13 protein-coding genes are annotated in these 15,358 nt (G+C 71.6%); 4 read left to right on the top strand and 9 right to left on the bottom strand.

Annotated features, from left to right (window positions below):
* From AC3EO4_RS38860 to AC3EO4_RS38870, 3 genes are all read right to left on the bottom strand, one after another.
* A partial coding sequence (locus AC3EO4_RS38860) for a serine/threonine protein kinase (RefSeq protein ID WP_431900451.1) occupies positions 1-1,975 on the bottom strand: 1,975 nt, incomplete at its 3' end.
* A 42-nt stretch (positions 1,976-2,017) separates the two neighbouring features.
* Positions 2,018-2,560: a chloramphenicol phosphotransferase CPT family protein gene (locus AC3EO4_RS38865; protein ID WP_379574279.1), complete on the bottom strand. Its 543-nt coding sequence runs from the start codon at positions 2,558-2,560 to the stop codon at positions 2,018-2,020.
* Positions 2,557-3,912, bottom strand: coding sequence for an FAD-binding oxidoreductase (locus tag AC3EO4_RS38870; RefSeq protein WP_379574281.1), 1,356 nt, complete (start codon positions 3,910-3,912; stop codon positions 2,557-2,559). The genes AC3EO4_RS38865 and AC3EO4_RS38870 overlap by 4 nt, the downstream gene beginning before the upstream one ends.
* Before the next feature lie 56 nt (positions 3,913-3,968).
* On the opposite strand from AC3EO4_RS38870, the gene AC3EO4_RS38875 reads away from it, so the two are divergent.
* Positions 3,969-4,550, top strand: a complete 582-nt coding sequence (locus tag AC3EO4_RS38875; protein ID WP_379574283.1) for a hypothetical protein — start codon at positions 3,969-3,971, stop codon at positions 4,548-4,550.
* A 9-nt stretch (positions 4,551-4,559) separates the two neighbouring features.
* Here the strand turns inward: AC3EO4_RS38875 and AC3EO4_RS38880 are convergent, their stop codons facing one another.
* From AC3EO4_RS38880 to AC3EO4_RS38895, 4 genes are all read right to left on the bottom strand, one after another.
* Positions 4,560-5,819, bottom strand: coding sequence for an aspartate aminotransferase type Ic (locus AC3EO4_RS38880; protein ID WP_431900453.1), 1,260 nt, complete (start codon positions 5,817-5,819; stop codon positions 4,560-4,562).
* Positions 5,820-5,890: 71 nt separating this feature from the next.
* Positions 5,891-6,979 (bottom strand): methyltransferase, encoded by a 1,089-nt coding sequence (locus tag AC3EO4_RS38885; RefSeq protein WP_379574286.1) that lies wholly within the window; start codon positions 6,977-6,979, stop codon positions 5,891-5,893.
* A gap of 169 nt (positions 6,980-7,148) precedes the next feature.
* A complete protein-coding gene (locus tag AC3EO4_RS38890; protein WP_379574287.1) occupies positions 7,149-8,561 on the bottom strand; it encodes an MFS transporter in 1,413 nt (470 codons plus the stop codon).
* Between the two features lie 83 nt (positions 8,562-8,644).
* Positions 8,645-9,220 carry a TetR/AcrR family transcriptional regulator gene (locus AC3EO4_RS38895; protein WP_379574288.1) on the bottom strand — a complete coding sequence of 192 codons (576 nt, stop codon included), beginning with the start codon at positions 9,218-9,220 and terminating at the stop codon, positions 8,645-8,647.
* Between the two features lie 34 nt (positions 9,221-9,254).
* Here AC3EO4_RS38895 and AC3EO4_RS38900 point away from each other — a divergent pair, with 34 nt between their 5' ends.
* Positions 9,255-10,058 (top strand): alpha/beta hydrolase, encoded by an 804-nt coding sequence (locus AC3EO4_RS38900; protein ID WP_379574289.1) that lies wholly within the window; start codon positions 9,255-9,257, stop codon positions 10,056-10,058.
* Between the two features lie 37 nt (positions 10,059-10,095).
* Here the strand turns inward: AC3EO4_RS38900 and AC3EO4_RS38905 are convergent, their stop codons facing one another.
* A complete protein-coding gene (locus AC3EO4_RS38905; protein ID WP_431900455.1) occupies positions 10,096-10,929 on the bottom strand; it encodes an SMP-30/gluconolactonase/LRE family protein in 834 nt (277 codons plus the stop codon).
* Positions 10,926-11,705, bottom strand: coding sequence for an IclR family transcriptional regulator (locus AC3EO4_RS38910; protein ID WP_379574291.1), 780 nt, complete (start codon positions 11,703-11,705; stop codon positions 10,926-10,928). Before AC3EO4_RS38910 ends, AC3EO4_RS38905 begins: the two co-directional genes overlap by 4 nt.
* 43 nt (positions 11,706-11,748) lie before the next feature.
* Here AC3EO4_RS38910 and AC3EO4_RS38915 point away from each other — a divergent pair, with 43 nt between their 5' ends.
* Both AC3EO4_RS38915 and ctaD read left to right on the top strand, forming a co-directional pair.
* Entirely contained in the window at positions 11,749-13,449 is a 1,701-nt protein-coding gene (locus AC3EO4_RS38915) for an IlvD/Edd family dehydratase (protein WP_431900456.1), read from the top strand.
* Between the two features lie 116 nt (positions 13,450-13,565).
* On the top strand, positions 13,566-15,302 hold the full coding sequence (ctaD, locus tag AC3EO4_RS38920; RefSeq protein WP_379574569.1) for an aa3-type cytochrome oxidase subunit I: 1,737 nt from the start codon (positions 13,566-13,568) through the stop codon (positions 15,300-15,302).
* Positions 15,303-15,358 lie beyond the last annotated feature (56 nt).

Consider the following 15,358-nt stretch of genomic DNA (forward strand, 5'->3'; position numbering starts at 1 on the left):
CGCAGTGGCTCCAGCCGCTCTTCCACGACAACGTGCCCCAGGAGCCGCCCCAGATCACGCACTTCTTGACCGCGGGCAGCCTCACCGGCCCCGCGTACGCGGTGAACGAGCCGGGGTTGGAGCCGCTGCCGCCGTCCTTGACCTGGAGGACGGCGTTCATCGACACCTTGGCGGGCACCACGTACTTCGACATCGTGACCACGCAGTTCCTGCCCGCGCTGGTGTTGTACAGCAGGTAGATCGTGGCCTTCGTGCTCAGCGCGTGCGAGTCGATCACCTTGTAGCCCGACCCGCAGACGCCGCCCGCCGTGTACGGGTTCGGCTTCGGCGTCGTGGTCGGCCTGGGCGTCGTGGTGGGCTTGCTCGTGGGCTTCACCGTCGGCTTGGGCGTCGGCTTGGGCGTCGGCTTGCCGTACGCGTCGCCGACCGTCGGCTCGGTCAGCCCCGTCGGCTCGGGATCGGGGTCGACCATGCCCGTGCTCTTGGTCGGCTTGGCCGTCGGCTTCTTCGCCGCAGGCCGCGACGGCGACGGCTGCTGCTGGGCTGGAGGCACCGTGGTGTGTGGCACGGAGACCGCCGGTTCGTCCACCTCCTTCTTCTTCGACCTGGTCACCTCGGGCGTCGGGGTGTCCTGCGTCAGCTCGGGCGAGATTTCGGGCTCGGCCGGCTGCTCGGCCGGGGGCAGCACCTCGGTGGAGCCGGCGGTCGGATCCTTCGCGGCCTGGCTGGCAGGGGAGTCGATCGCGACCAGCTCCGCCGGGATCCTGCCGCCCGCGTTCGCCCATACGACGGTGCCCGCCAGCAGGACGGCCCCCGCCGCCGCGACCGACACCGCGACCGTCACCGTACGGCGGCGCGTGCTCGAACCACCGGGCTGGGCCGTGTCACCGGAGGGCGGACGCTGACCGGGGACAGGAGCGCCGGGGGCGAACGGCTGTCCCTGCTGCGGAGGCATGGGCTGGCCGCCTGGCGCCACCGGATGGCCGGGCCGGCCACCGGCCTGCCCGAGCTGACCACCGGCCTGGCCGGCATGTCCGGGCTGACCTGGCTGTCCGGCGTGGCCCTGCTGTCCGAGCTGTCCGGCCTGGCCCGGCTGTCCGGGCTGGGGGAACGGCGGCGGCAGCTTGCTGCCGGTCTGGTGGACGGCCATCGCCGTCTCCCCGGTCGTCTGCCCCGTCAGCCGCGCGATCAGCTGCTCGGCCGTGGGCCGCAGCGCCGGATCCTTGGACAGACACGCGGCCACCAGCTCGCCGAGCACCCCGTCGAGCCCGCCGGTCTCCGGCTCCTCGTTCAGGATCCGGTTCATCACGACCGGAATGGAGTCGGAGCCGAAGGCGGGCTTGCCCGTCGCGGCGAACACCATCGTGACGCCCCACGCGAACACGTCGGCCGCCTCCGACACGGGATCGCCGCTGAGCTGTTCGGGCGCCAGGTAGGCGGGCGTGCCCATGGCCATCCCCGTGGCCGTCGCGCCGGGGGAGTCCAGGGCGCGGGCGATGCCGAAGTCGATCACAACGGGGCCCTCGGGCCCCATGAGCACGTTCGCGGGCTTGAAGTCGCGATGCAGGATCCCCGCACGGTGGATGGCCGCCAGGGCGGTGGCCGTGCTGATGGCCAGCCGCTCCAGGGCCGCTCCCCTGCGTGGCCCCTCCCCGTCGACCAGCTGCCGCAGGGAGGGCCCCGGCACGTAGTCCGTCACGATGTACGGCCGGCTGCCCTCCAGATCGGCGTGCAGCACGGGCGCGGTGCAGAACCTCGCCACACGCTGCGCCACCGCCACCTCGCGCAGGAACCTCGTTCGCGCGTCGGCGTCGGCCACCAGCGCGTTGTGCAGGAGCTTGACGGCCACCTGCTCGCCTGCCGGGCCTTTGCCCAGGTAGACCACGCCCTGCCCGCCCTCGCCGAGCCGCGCGGTGATCTCGAACGCACCCAGCCGACGCGGGTCGTCCGCGGTCAACGGCTGGAACTGAGTCACGTCGAACCCCCGTATTCCATCTATAGGTGGGGCAAAACGCTATCAGTGTGGTTCGTGAGCCGTCTCACCGGTTTGACGATTGGTCCGGATCGCGATCGACCGGGCGCAGTCAGACGGCGACATGGACCCCGCGTCGACCTCCACGTCGTAGGCGACTCCATCGTGCACCAGCAGGGCCTGGGAGGCGGCCATGCCCGTCACCCTGTCGCCGCGCCCGCGCTCCCTCGCGGCCGCCACCTCGGGGTCGCACCGGACGCCCACCCACAGGACGTCCAGCCCCTCGAGCGCCGCGCGCCAACGGTTCTGCCGCGCCGTACCGTCGAGGAAGACCTCGTCGATGATCACCCTCGCGCCCGCGCGCGCCATCGCGGCCACGCCCGCCATCCACGCGCCGTCCAGTTCGCTGAAGGCGGGCCCGACACGCACCTCGCCGTCGGGGGTGACCGTGACGAACGAGGGCGGCATCCCCTCGATCAGGGTGTCCACGCCGAAGGTCAGCCAAGGGTCGGGCAGGATCTCCTGAAGCGCGCGGGCGAGCGAGGACTTGCCCGCGCTCGACCCGCCGTTCAGCACGATGACGTTCAAATCGCCTTGCCAGGGTTGAGGATGCCGAGCGGGTCGAAGACCCGCTTGATGCCCTGCTGGACCTCGGTCACGACCGGCCCCGCCTCCATGCCGAGCCAGCGGCGCTTCAGCAGCCCGACGCCGTGCTCGCCGGTCAGCGTGCCGCCGAGTTCCAGCGCGGCCCTGAACACCTCGTCCGCCGCCGCCCACACGGCGGCGGGCGGCTCAGGCGTGCCGTGCTCGAAGACGAAGACAGGATGCAGATTGCCGTCGCCCGCGTGGGCGACCGTGCAGATCATCACGTCGTGCCTCGCGGCCGCCGCCTCCACCGCCGAGATCATGTCGGGCAGTGCCGAGCGCGGCACGCACACGTCCTCGACCAGGCACGCGCCGAGACGCTCCTTGGCCTCGTAGGCCATCCGCCTGATGCCGATGAGGTCCTCGGTCTCCTCAGGAGTCGAGGACACCGCCACGAAGGAGGCGCCGTTCGCCTCGCACAGCTCCCGCATCATCTCCGCCATCGCCTGGCCGTCGGAGGCGTCCGACTGGCCGATCAGCATGGCGTTGGTGGCGTCCTCCAGGCCGATGTTGCGCCAGTCGTCGATCGCCTTCAGCGTGGCCCTGTCCAGCAGCTCCATCAGGGACGGCTGGCAGCCGGCCGCGATGATCGCCGACACGGCCGCGGCGGCGTCGCGCAGCGAGCCGAACTCCGCGGCGATCGTCGCGGGCGGAGCGATCGGGGCGCGGCGCAGCCGTACCGTCGCCGAGGTGATGATGCCGAGCGTGCCCTCCGAGCCGACGAACAGGCCGGTCAGGTCGTAGCCCGTCACGCCCTTGACCGTGCGGCGGCCGGTGTTGAGGATCCTGCCGTCGGCCAGAACGACCTCGAGGCCGAGCGCGGAGTCGCGGGTCACGCCGTACTTCACGCAGCGCAGCCCGCCCGCGTTTGTCGCCAGGTTGCCGCCGATGGTGGAGATCTCGTAGGAGGAGGGGTCGGGCGCGTACATCAGCCCGTGCTCCCGCGCCGCCCTGTCCAGGTCGGCGGTGATCACGCCGGGCTCGACGACGGCGATCTCGTCCGCGGGGTTCAGCTCGCGGATCGCGGCCATCCTGGCCAGTGACAGCACGACCGAGCCCTCGCTGGCGGTCGCCGCTCCCGCGAGGCCGGTGCCTGCGCCGCGCGGCACGACGGGAACCCGGTGCTCGGTGGCCCACCGCATGGTGGTCACCACGTCGTCGCGGCAGGTGGCGAGGACCACCCCGAGGGCCTTGCCCGGCTCGAGGAACGTGCGGTCGCGCGCGTACGAGTCGACCACGTCGGGGTCGGTCAGCACCCTTCCTTCGGGAAGGCTCTTCACAAGTGCCTCAATCACGTTGAGACTCTACGACCCGATTTGCGCCAGCCGCACGTCAGGGCCAGACTGCCCGGATGGATCTCTCCTGTCCGGAGTGCGGCAAGGCCGACAGGGTGGCGTCGGTACCGGGGGTCGTGGCCGACGGTACGAGTTTCCACCTCGGGCGCGCGAGCATGCCCAAGGACCGGGCCGTCGTCGACCTGCCCGCCGCCTCGCTCCTCGGTACCAGGAAGCACCCGATGACCAGGACCCAGCTGGCGGTGTGGCTGTCCTTCCCCGCCAGGCACGAGGTCCCCAGGGCGCGCCACCAGGGCTACGTCCTGCTCGGCTTCGCCGCTCTCGCGCACGTGGTGCTGGCGCTCACGCTGGCCATGAGCGACCGGACGAACGTCCTGATCGACCTGCTGGGGCCGTTCTGCGCGACCGGCGTGTTCTGGTGGTTCGGGCTGATGTTCGTCATGGGCGCGCACGGCGCGCGCAAGCGCGACCAGGCCGAGGCGCCGGCCCGCGAGCAGGCGCTCCAGGTGTGGCAGGAGCTCTACTACTGCTCGCGGGACAACGTCGCCTTCGAGCCTGGGGTGGGCGTCGCCTTCCACCCCAGCGAGACCCGTGAGTACATCTTCGGCTTCAGGTACGGCAGGCGCCGCCGCCCCTGACGCCGCCCGTCAGGCCTGCGACAGCAGCTTCTCCGTCGCGACCAGGCGGACGCACACGGTCAGACCCGTGATCGCCTCCTCCAGCTCCCCCAGGTCGGGGTAGGTGGGGGCGATGCGGATCGTGCGGTCGGCGGGGTCGTCGCCGTACGGGTGCGTGGCGCCCGCGGGCGTGAGCGCGATGCCCGCGGCCTTCGCCTTGGCGACGACCTCGCGCGCGCAGCCCTCGGGGACGTCGAGGCTGATGAAGTAGCCGCCCGTGGGCGCCGACCAGGAGGCCAGCCCCGTGCCGCCCAGCTCCTTGGTGAGGATCCTGTCGACGGTCTCGAACTTCGGCCAGACCAGCTCGGCGTGCCTGCGCATGTGCGCGGCCAGGCCCTCGGCGTCGCGCAGGAACTCCACGTGGCGCAGCTGGTTGACCTTGTCGGGGCCGATGCTCTGCTTGGAGAGGTTGCCGAGGTACCAGGCGACGTTGGCGGGCGAGGAGCCGAAGAAGGCCACGCCGCTGCCCGCGAGGCTCACCTTGGAGGTCGAGCCGTAGACGAAGGCGCGGTCGGCGTTGCCGTGCTCCTCGCACAGGGCCAGCAGGTCGGCCAGCTCGGCGTGGGTGTCGGTGAGGTGGTGCACCGCGTACGCGTTGTCCCAGAAGATGCGGAAGTCGGGCGCGGCGGTGGACATCGAGGCCAGGCGGCGGACGGTCTCGTCGCTGTAGGTGACGCCCGAGGGGTTGCTGTACTTCGGCACGCACCAGATGCCCTTGATCCGCGGGTCCTCGGCGACCAGCCGCTCGACGACGTCCATGTCGGGGCCATCGCCGGTCAGCGGCACCTGGATCATCGTGATGCCGAAGCGCTCGCACAGGGCGAAGTGCCTGTCGTAGCCGGGCACCGGGCACAGGAAGACGATCTCGTCCTCCTCGACCCACCGGCGCGAGGCGCCGGGCAGCACGCTGAGCAGCGAGAAGACGATCGAGTCGTGCATCATCGCCAGGCTGGAGTTGCCGCCCGCGACCAGCTGCGCGGCGGGAACCTGCAGCTGCTCGGCGAACAGCTCGCGGACCTCGGCCAGCCCCTGCAGGTTGCCGTAGTTGCGGATGTCGGTGCCGTCTGCCGCCAGGTGCGTGGACGGCAGGCCGTTCATCCCGTCGGCCAGGTCGAGCTGGCGGGGGGAGGGCTTGCCCCTGGTCAGGTCGAGCTTCAGGCCGCGCCGTACGAGGGCGTCGTAGTCGGCTGCGGCCTGCTCGCGCTGAGCGGTCAGCTCGTCGAGGGTCACGGGATGTTCCTTCCTTAGGCTGAGATACGAAGAATAGTGGGTGTCGAAACGATAACGGCGTAGGAGCCCCGTCACCGCGTCAACCGCCAGAGAGAGGTGACCTCCGCGGACCTCGCCCGGTGCAACGGGTCGGCGGCGTCGGCGGCGCGCCGGTGGTGTGGCCTGGCCTCGAGCCGCCCCGCCACGCGCAGGCCCGCGTCGGCGAAGGCGGCCAGCAGGTCCCTCCTGGTGCGCAGGCCCAGGAGCTCGGCCAGGTCGGACAGGATCAGCCAGCCCTCGCCGCCCGGGGCCAGGTGCGCGCCCAGGCCGCGGACGAAGCCGCCGAGCATCCGGCCTCCCGGGTCGTAGACGGCGTGGTCGAGCGCGGTGTGCGGCTCGGCGGGCAGCCACGGCGGGTTGCACACCACCAGCGGGACCCTGCCCTCGGGGAAGAGGGAGTGCCTCCTGACCTCCACCCTGCCGCTGAGGCCGAGGCGGGCGAGGTTGTCGCGGGCGCAGGCGACGGCCCGCTCGTCGACGTCGGTGGCCAGCACGCGCCCGACGCCGCGCCCTGCCAGGACGGCGGCCAGCACACCGGTGCCCGTGCCGACGTCGAACGCGGCCTCCAGGGAGGGGAGCGGCGCGCGGGCCACCAGGTCCACGTACTCGCCGCGGACCGGGGAGAAGACGCCGTAGTGCGGATGGATCCTGGCGCCCAGCGCGGGCACCTCCACGCCCTTCCTGCGCCACTCGTGGGCGCCGACGACACCGAGCAGTTCGGTGAGCGGGACGAGCGTGGGGCGGTCGGCGGAGCCGTACGCCTCGGCGCAGGCCGGCCGTACGTCGGGCGCCCTGCGCAGGGGGACGGTCAGGTCGGCCGCCAGCGGCACCAGCAGCCGGCCCAGCAGGCGCGCCCTGGCGGCGCGCGCCCGCCGGTACTCGTGGAAGCCGGACGGCGCCGCCGCCTTCCTGTCGATACGGCGGGCCATCGCGCGCAGCAGCTGCCTGGCGTTGTGGTAGTCGCCCCGCCACACCAGCCCCGTGCCCTCAAGGGCCAGGCGGTGGGCGGTGTCGGCCTTCGTCGTGTCGTCGGCCGCCGTCAGGGCGGCGGGCGGGGGCTCGGCGGAGCGCCATCCCGCCGAACGGGGACGGCCTTCCTCGGTCCAGTGGACGTCGAGCATCGCGTGCTCCTCTTGATCGATGGGGAATGTCGATGAAGAGCACTTCGACGCGGAGGGGACGGGCTAGCGGGTCACGGACCTCCGCGAGGAAGCGCGAGCCGCGGCGTCACCGAGAACGCTGCCCAGTACGGCGAACGACATGATCAACCTCCTTGGGGTCCGCCTCATGCTAGCCGTGCCCATGCCTGTGTCCGTGCCCGTGTCCCTGGGCGGGCTCGTGCCCAGGCCCGTGGTCGGGGTCCTGGACATGTCCGTGCCCGTGGCCGACGAGGGCGGCGGGCCTGCCCGGCGGCACGAGTCCGAGCGCGACGGCCGCCGCCACGGCGGCTGCGCCCGCGCACCAGGCAAGAGCCGCGGGGAAGCCGCCCACCGCCAGGCTGGAGACCACCGCGACCCCGATCGAGCCGCCCAGCTCGTGGAAGGTGTTGATCACGCCGGAGGCCACGCCCGCCTCCCCCGGGGGGACGTTGGCCATGGTCGTCGCCGTCGCGGTGACGAAGGCGGGCCCGATGCCGAAGGCGGCGAGCACGAACCCCGGCAGGAGCGTGGTGGCGACGCCGGCCTCGGGTGAGACGCGGGTCATGAGGGCGGCGCCCGCGGCGGTGAGCAGGAAGGCGCCCACCGCGACGGGGCGGCCGCCCACCTTGCCGATCAGCCGCCCGCCCAGGTGCGCGCCGAGCGTGATCGCGACCGCCACCGGCAGGAACAGCAGGCCCGTCTCGAGCGCGCCGTACCCCAGCTCCCGCTGCAGGTAGAGCGAGCTGAGGAAGAACAGCCCCAGCATCAGTCCCGTGGCCATGAGCATGACGAACGTGCCCGACAGCACCGGCCGCCTGGCCATCGTGGCCGCGCGCATGAGCGGCGCCTCGGTCACCCGCTCGACCCACACGAACACCGCGTACAGCACGGCGGAGGCGGCCAGCCACAGAGCCGCCGTCCCCCATCCGGCCTCGCCCGCGCTGACCAGCCCGTAGATGAGCAGCGCCGTGGCGGCGGTGACCAGCAGCGCGCCCGGCAGGTCGAGCGGACGCCGGGCCGAAGGGGTGGAGGCGGGTACGAAGGACGGCAGCGCGGCCAGGACGATCAGGCCGACGGGCACGTTCACGAAGAACGCCCACGCCCATCCGGGGCCCGCGGTCAGCAGGCCGCCGAGCAGCACGCCGACGGCCGCGCCCGTGCCGCCGATCGCCGCCCACACCGCCAGCGCCCTGGTGCGGCGCTCGCCGTGGAAGACGCCGGTGATGGTGGCGAGCGCGGCAGGCGACAGCAGCGCGGCCCCGACCCCCTGCAGCCCGCGCCCCGCGATCAGCGCCCCTCCACCGGGGGCCAGCCCGCACAGCAGCGAGGCGAGGGTGAAGACGGCGAGCCCTGTCATGAGCATCCGGCGCGCGCCGAAGGCGTCGGCGAGCCTGCCGCCGAGCACCATCAGGCCCCCGAAACACAGCGTGTAGGTCGTGACCACCCAGGTCAGCGCCTCACGGTCCAGGCCGAGGTCGGTCCCGATGGACGGCAGCGCGACCTGCACGACGGTGATGTCGATGATCAACATGAACTGGGCCAGGCAGAGCAGGACCAGCAGCATGGCGAAAACACCCCTCCCATAACTCGTACAATGGTGTTCGAGTTATGAGGCAAGCATACGGAGGGTGGGTATGTCCAGCCCTGTCAGGCGGCGAGAACCGAGCGGAGCGTCCTGGTCAGCACGTCGGCGGCCTGAGCGCGCGGCAGGCGGCCCGCCTCGATCTCGCCCGCCGCGCTGTGCAACAGCCCGAAGAAGGTGCTGACCAGCCACGACAGCGGAAGATCGGTGCGGAAGGCACCCTCGTCCATGCCGCGCGCGATCAGCTGCTCGACCCTGGCCAGCGGCTTGCCGTGCCGTTCGCGGATCCGCTCGGCCGGCAGCGCCCTGTCGGCGGCGACGAACAGGCGGCTGTGCCGGTCGAGGATCTCCCACGAGGAGGAGATCAGCCTCTCCATGGCCTGCGCCGGGGGCACCCCTTCGAGGTCGAGGCCGGACAGCGCGAGCTCGGCGTGGTCGACGGCATCGCGCAGGACGGCGTCGACCAGCGACTCCCTGGAGGGGAAGTGGCCGTAGAGCGTGACCCTGCCGACGCCCGCCTCCTTGGCGATCTCCGCCACGCTGACGCCGGGGTCGGCGCCCAGCAGGCGTGCGGCCGTGGCCAGGATCGCGGCGATGTTGCGCTCGGCGTCGGCCCTGCGCGGCTGCGTCGACTTGCCCATGGTCAAACTGTATGTCCCGGCGTACGCTCCCCGAATGTCCACCGAACTCACGCTCGACGGCATCGTGGCCAGGGTCTGGCCCGGTGAGCACCCCCGCTACCTCGCCATCCTCGTCCACGGGTACGGCGAGCACATCGGCCGCTACGAGCACGTGGCCGCCGCCCTCCTGGCGCACGGAGCGGCCGTCTACGGCCCGGACCACAGGGGACACGGCAGATCCGCCGGCGAGCGCGTGCTCATCGAGAACTTCGAGGACGTCGTCACCGAGGTGCACGCCGTCGCCGAGCGCGCCATGGCCGACCACCCGACGGTGCCCGTGGTCGTGATCGGCCACTCCATGGGCGGCCTGATCGCCGCCCGCTACGCCCAGCGGTACGGCGAGGCCCTCGCCGCGCTCGTCCTGTCGGGCCCGGTCATCGGCACATGGGAGGCGATCGACGTCCTCCTGTCGCTGGAGGAGATGCCCGACATCCCCATCGACCCCGCCACCCTCTCCAGGGACCTCTCGGTCGGCGCCGCCTACGCCGAGGACCCCCTCGTCTGGCACGGGCCGTTCAAGCGCCCGACGATCGCCGCGTTCGCCGCCGCCATGGAGACGATCGCCAAGGCGGGCGGCCTGGGCCCGCTGCCGACGCTGTGGATCCACGGCGAGGACGACCAGCTCGTCCCCCTCGCCGGCAGCAGGAGGGGCATCGAGGCCGTCAGGGGCGACGACCTCACCGAGGTGATCTATCCCGGCGCCCGCCACGAGGTGTTCAACGAGACCAACAAGGAGGAGGTGCTGGCCGAGGTCACCAGGTTCATCGACCGCGCGCTGGGTTGCTGGAACTCCCCATAGGCGAACGTGGCGCAGCGGGTGGTCTTCCGGCCGCTGCTCAGGGGGTCCGGAGGTCGGTGGGGCCGTTCCACGGGGTGGCGGGCAGGCCCGTGACGCCGGCGTCGGCGGCGAACAGCCCGCCTCCCGCGGTCGTGATGACGAGCGTCGAGCCGACGAAGGCGGCGCTCGAGGTCTTCGGCGAGGCGACCTTCACGGTGTCGAGCAGCCGCCCGCCGGGCGTGTGGCGGCGCACCTCCCCGGCGCCCCAGATCGCGATCCAGAGGTTCCCCTCCACGTCCACGGCCAGGCCGTCCGGCAGCCCGTCGCTCACCTGGAGGATCGCCGTGCGCGGCCCGACCCGCCCGGTCTCCACGTCGTACGGCTGCGCCCACACCACCCCGGGGATGCTGTCCACGTGGTACAGCGTCCGCCCGTCGGGCGACCAGCCGAGCCCGTTGGAGATGGTCAGCCCTTCGGCCAGCACGCTCACCGTGCCGTCCAGCTCCAGCCGGTAGAGCTTCTCCTGGCCCTGCCTCTCGTCCTTGGCCAGGCTGCCGGCGAGGAAGCGCCCCGCCGGATCGCACCGGCCGTCGTTGAGCCTGCTCATCGTCCCCTCGGGCAGCACCCTCGGCCCCATCGTGGTCCGCTCGCCGATCGTGGCGAAGCCGTACTGCGCCGCGACCAGGAGGGAGCCGTCGGCGGCGGGCGCGACCGCGCCCACGGTGCCCGGCAGGGTGTGGGTCCTGACGACCCGCAGATCGCCGTCCCTGAGTAAGCCCTCCATGATCCGGCCGGTCGGGATGTCGACCCAGAGCAGCCGCTCGGCCACGGGGTCCCACAAGGGCCCTTCGGCCAGCTCGTAGGTCTCGGTGGACAGCGAGTCGGCGATCATCGCAGCTCCTTCACGATGGCGTGGATTTCGGGAAGCGCCTCCACCAGGGAGGACAGGGGCGTCCGGTAGGCCAGCGCGCTCACGCTGACCGCGCCGCTCGGCGTGGTGGCGGAGGTCAGGAAGACGGGGACGGCCACGCAGTTGACCCCTTCCTCGTTCTCCTGGTCGTCGACGGCGCAGCCCTGCTCGCGCACCGCCGCCAGCTCCGCGCACAGCTCCTCGGCGGCGACCTTGGTCCTCGGGGTGCGGCGCTCCAGCGGGCCCTGCCTCGCCCACGTGGCCACGGCCGCGTCGTCGGGCAGCGTCCAGGCCAGAAGCAGCTTGCCGACACCGGTGCTGTGGGCGGGGTTGCGGCCGCCGACCGTGGAGGTGAGGCGCACCGGCCCCGAGGGCGGATCGACCTTGGCCCGGTAGACCACCTCGCGCCCGTCGAGCACCGCGTAGTGCGCGGTCTCGCCGAACCGGCCCGCCAGCCGTTCCAGCGCGGGGCGGATCCTGACGTGGTCGGGCCTGGCCTCGTGGTGGGTGAAGGCCAGCCGGAGGAACTCGTCGCCCAGCAGGTAGCGGCCCCTGCCGTCCTGCACGGCGAACCCGGCGCGGCGCAGGGCGGCCAGGGCCCTGTGCACGGTGGGCTTGGGGCTGTCGACGGCCTTGGCCATCTCCTCCAGGCCGATGCCCTCGGGTCGTTCGGCCAGCACCCGCAGCACCACGAGCACCCTGTCGGAACCGACGAGCCGGTCTTCTCCTCGCGGCGTTTCGGGGTTAGGGTCGATCACGTTCCGAATGTTAGATCAGTGTTCCGGTTAATGGAAGAAGCGCATGCGTAGCTCGCACTGGTACGAGGGAACCCACCGAAACGCCTACATCCACCGCGCCTGGATGCGCCGCGGCCTGCCCCACGAGGCATTCGAGGGTGGCAGGCCGCACATCGCGATCGCCAACACCGCCTCCGACCTCACCCCGTGCAACGTCCATCTCGACGAGATCGCCACCAGCGTCAAGCAGGGCGTGTGGGAGGCGGGCGGCGTCCCGCTCAACCTGCCGGTCATGTCACTCGGCGAGACGAACCTCAGGCCGACCGCGATGCTCTGGCGCAACCTGGCCGCCATGGCCACCGAGGAGATGCTGCGCGCCAACCCCATCGACGGCGTGGTCCTGCTCGGCGGCTGCGACAAGACCATCCCCTCGCTGCTGATGGCCGCCGCCTCCGTCGGCCTGCCCGCCGTCGTCGTGCCGGGCGGGCCGATGCTGACCGGTCACTTCCGCGGCCGACCCCTCGGCTGCGGGACCGACGTGTGGCGGCTCAGCGAGGAGGTGCGGGCGGGCACGCTCTCCCAGGAGGCGTTCCTGCGGTCGGAATCGGCGATGATCCGCAGCAAGGGCCACTGCAACACGATGGGCACCGCCTCCACGATGGCGTGCGTGGCCGAGGCGCTCGGCATGACCGTTCCCGGTACGGCGGGCACGCCGGCGGCCGACAGCAGGCTCCTGGAACGGGCCCACGAGACGGGCCGCCTCGCGGTCGCCATGGTCGCCGAGGACAGGACACCGGCCCAGGTGCTCACCCGCGCCGCCTTCCACAACGCGATCGTCGCCCTGGCCGCGATCGGCGGCTCGACCAACGCCGTCGTGCACCTGCTGGCCGTCGCCGGACGGCTCGGCGTCGACCTCACGCTGGACGACTTCGACAGGATCGGGGCAGGGGTGCCGCTCCTGGCCGACCTGCAGCCCGCAGGACGGCACCTGATGGACGACCTGTTCAGGGCGGGAGGACTGCTCGCGCTGCTCAAGGAGGTGAGCGACCTGCTGGACCCCTCGGCGCCGACGGTCACGGGACGGCCGCTCACCTCGTACCTGGACGAGGCGGAGATCTGGGATGAGACGGTCATCAGGCGTCGCTCGTCGCCGCTGCTGGAGGACGCGGGGATCGCCGTCCTGCGCGGCAACCTGGCGCCGCGCGGCGCTGTCATCAAGCCCGCCGCCGCCTCGCCCGAACTGCTCACGCACAGGGGCAGGGCGGTCGTCTTCGACAGCGTCGAGGACCTGCGCGAGCGGCTCGACTCACCCGACCTCGACGTCGACGAGACCAGCGTGCTGATCCTGCGCGGCTGCGGGCCACGCGGCTACCCCGGCATGCCCGAGGTCGGCAACCTGCCGCTGCCCGCGAAGCTGCTGGCCAAGGGAGTACGGGACATGGTGCGCATCAGCGACGCCCGGATGAGCGGCACCGCCTACGGCACCGTCGTCCTGCACACCGCGCCCGAGGCGGCGATCGGCGGGCCGCTGTCGCTCGTGCGCACGGGCGACCCGATCGTGCTCGACGTGCCCTCCAGGCGGCTCGACATCGACATCCCGCAGCGGGAACTGGCCGCCAGGGAGCCTGTGACCACGGGGTTCGCGGCCCCCGAGCGGGGATGGCAGCGGCTGTACATCGACCACGTCATGCAGGCCGATCAGGGCGCCGACCTCGACTTCCTGGTGGGATCGAGCGGCCACGAGGCCGGCAGGGAATCCCACTGAGGGGAGAAATCCGCGCGGACGGCTTCCGGTACGGCGGCCATTGGCGTGAAATGGAGTGATCGGGGCAACACTCCGCGTGGAGGGGAGCAGCCGTGACGACCGTTCGCGAGACCTCGATGCAGCAGGTCAGACGTCGCCGCACGGGAACCGTCATCGTCTCGTGGCTGTCGACGACCGACCACAAGGTCATCGGCTACCTGTACCTGATCACCTCGTTCGTCTTCTTCCTCATCGCGGGCGTGATGGCCATGATCATCCGAGCCGAGCTCGCCCAGCCCGGCATGGAGTTCGTGACCCAGCAGCAGTACAACGCCCTGTTCACCATGCACGGCACGATCATGCTGCTGCTCTTCGCCACCCCGCTGTTCGCCGGGTTCGCCAACGTCATCATGCCGCTCCAGATCGGCGCCCCCGACGTCGCCTTCCCACGGCTGAACGCGGTGGCGTACTGGCTGTTCCTGTTCGGCGGCATCATCGTGCTCGCCGGATTCGTCACCCCGGGCGGCGCGGCCGACTTCGGCTGGTTCGCCTACACGCCGCTGTCGGCCGGGACGTACTCGCCGAGCGTCGGCGGCGACCTGTGGATCATGGGACTGGCGCTGTCGGGGCTCGGCACCATCCTCGGTTCGGTCAACTTCATCAGCACGATCATCGGCATGCGCGCCCCCGGCATGACGATGTTCAGGATGCCGCTGTTCACCTGGAACACGCTTCTGACCAGCATGCTCGTGCTGATGGCCTTCCCCGTGCTGGCCGCCGCGCTGCTGGTGCTGGAGTCCGACCGCAAGCTCGGCACCCACGTCTTCGACCCGGCGACGGGCGGGGCGCTGCTGTGGCAGCACCTGTTCTGGTTCTTCGGCCACCCCGAGGTCTACATCATCGCGCTGCCGTTCTTCGGCATCATCACCGAGGTCATCCCCGTCTTCAGCCGCAAGCCCATCTTCGGCTACATCGGCCTGGTCGGGGCCACGATCACCATCGCCGGGCTGTCGATGACGGTGTGGGCCCACCACATGTTCCCGACCGGCCAGGTGCTGCTGCCGTTCTTCTCGTTCATGACCTTCCTCATCGCCGTGCCCACCGGCGTCAAGTTCTTCAACTGGATCGGCACCATGTGGCGGGGGCACCTGAGCTTCGAGACGCCCATGCTGTTCGCCGTCGGCTTCCTCCTGACGTTCCTGCTCGGCGGGCTGACCGGGGTCATCCTGGCCTCCCCGGCGCTGGACTTCCACATCAGCGACACCTACTTCGTCGTCGCGCACTTCCACTACGTGGTGTTCGGCACGGTCGTGTTCGCGATGTTCTCGGGGTTCTACTTCTGGTGGCCGAAGATGACCGGGCGGATGCTCGACGACCGGCTCGGCAAGGTGCACTTCTGGTCGCTGTTCGTCGGCTTCCACACCACGTTCCTGATCCAGCACTGGCTCGGCATGGTGGGCTTCCCCCGGCGCTACGCCGACTACAGCCCCGCCGACGGCTTCACCACCCTGAACCTCATCTCGTCGGTGGGCGCGTTCCTGCTCGGGTTGTCCACGCTGCCGTTCCTCTACAACATCTGGAAGACGGCGCGCACGGCGCCCAAGGTGACGGTCGACGACCCGTGGGGCTACGGCGGTTCTCTCGAATGGGCGACCTCCTGCCCTCCGCCCCGCCACAATTTCGTCCGCATCCCGCAGATCCGCTCCGAGCGGCCGGCCTTCGACCTGCACTACCCGCGCCTCGCCGTGCAGGCCGGCCTGGTCGACGAGCCGGAGCCCGCACGGCTCGAGAAGGACCACATCCCGGCAGACCGGGCACACGCAGAGGAGGGCCACGAGGCGCCGAGGGAAGGCGGGCCCGGCGCCCAGACATGAGGTACCACGCCGCACCAGATCGGGGCTTTCCCAAACCCCGGCCCGGTGCTTACGTG

Source organism: Nonomuraea sp. bgisy101, assembly GCF_057708945.1.

Coding starts and splice junctions, on each gene's coding strand:
- AC3EO4_RS38905 (WP_431900455.1), bottom strand. CDS start 10,929: ATGATCGCCGACTCGCTGTCCACCGAGACCTACGAGCTGGCCGAAGGG.
- AC3EO4_RS38885 (WP_379574286.1), bottom strand. CDS start 6,979: ATGCTCGACGTCCACTGGACCGAGGAAGGCCGTCCCCGTTCGGCGGGA.
- AC3EO4_RS38895 (WP_379574288.1), bottom strand. CDS start 9,220: ATGGGCAAGTCGACGCAGCCGCGCAGGGCCGACGCCGAGCGCAACATC.
- AC3EO4_RS38900 (WP_379574289.1), top strand. CDS start 9,255: ATGTCCACCGAACTCACGCTCGACGGCATCGTGGCCAGGGTCTGGCCC.
- AC3EO4_RS38875 (WP_379574283.1), top strand. CDS start 3,969: ATGGATCTCTCCTGTCCGGAGTGCGGCAAGGCCGACAGGGTGGCGTCG.
- AC3EO4_RS38890 (WP_379574287.1), bottom strand. CDS start 8,561: ATGCTGCTGGTCCTGCTCTGCCTGGCCCAGTTCATGTTGATCATCGAC.
- ctaD (WP_379574569.1), top strand. CDS start 13,566: ATGCAGCAGGTCAGACGTCGCCGCACGGGAACCGTCATCGTCTCGTGG.
- AC3EO4_RS38915 (WP_431900456.1), top strand. CDS start 11,749: ATGCGTAGCTCGCACTGGTACGAGGGAACCCACCGAAACGCCTACATC.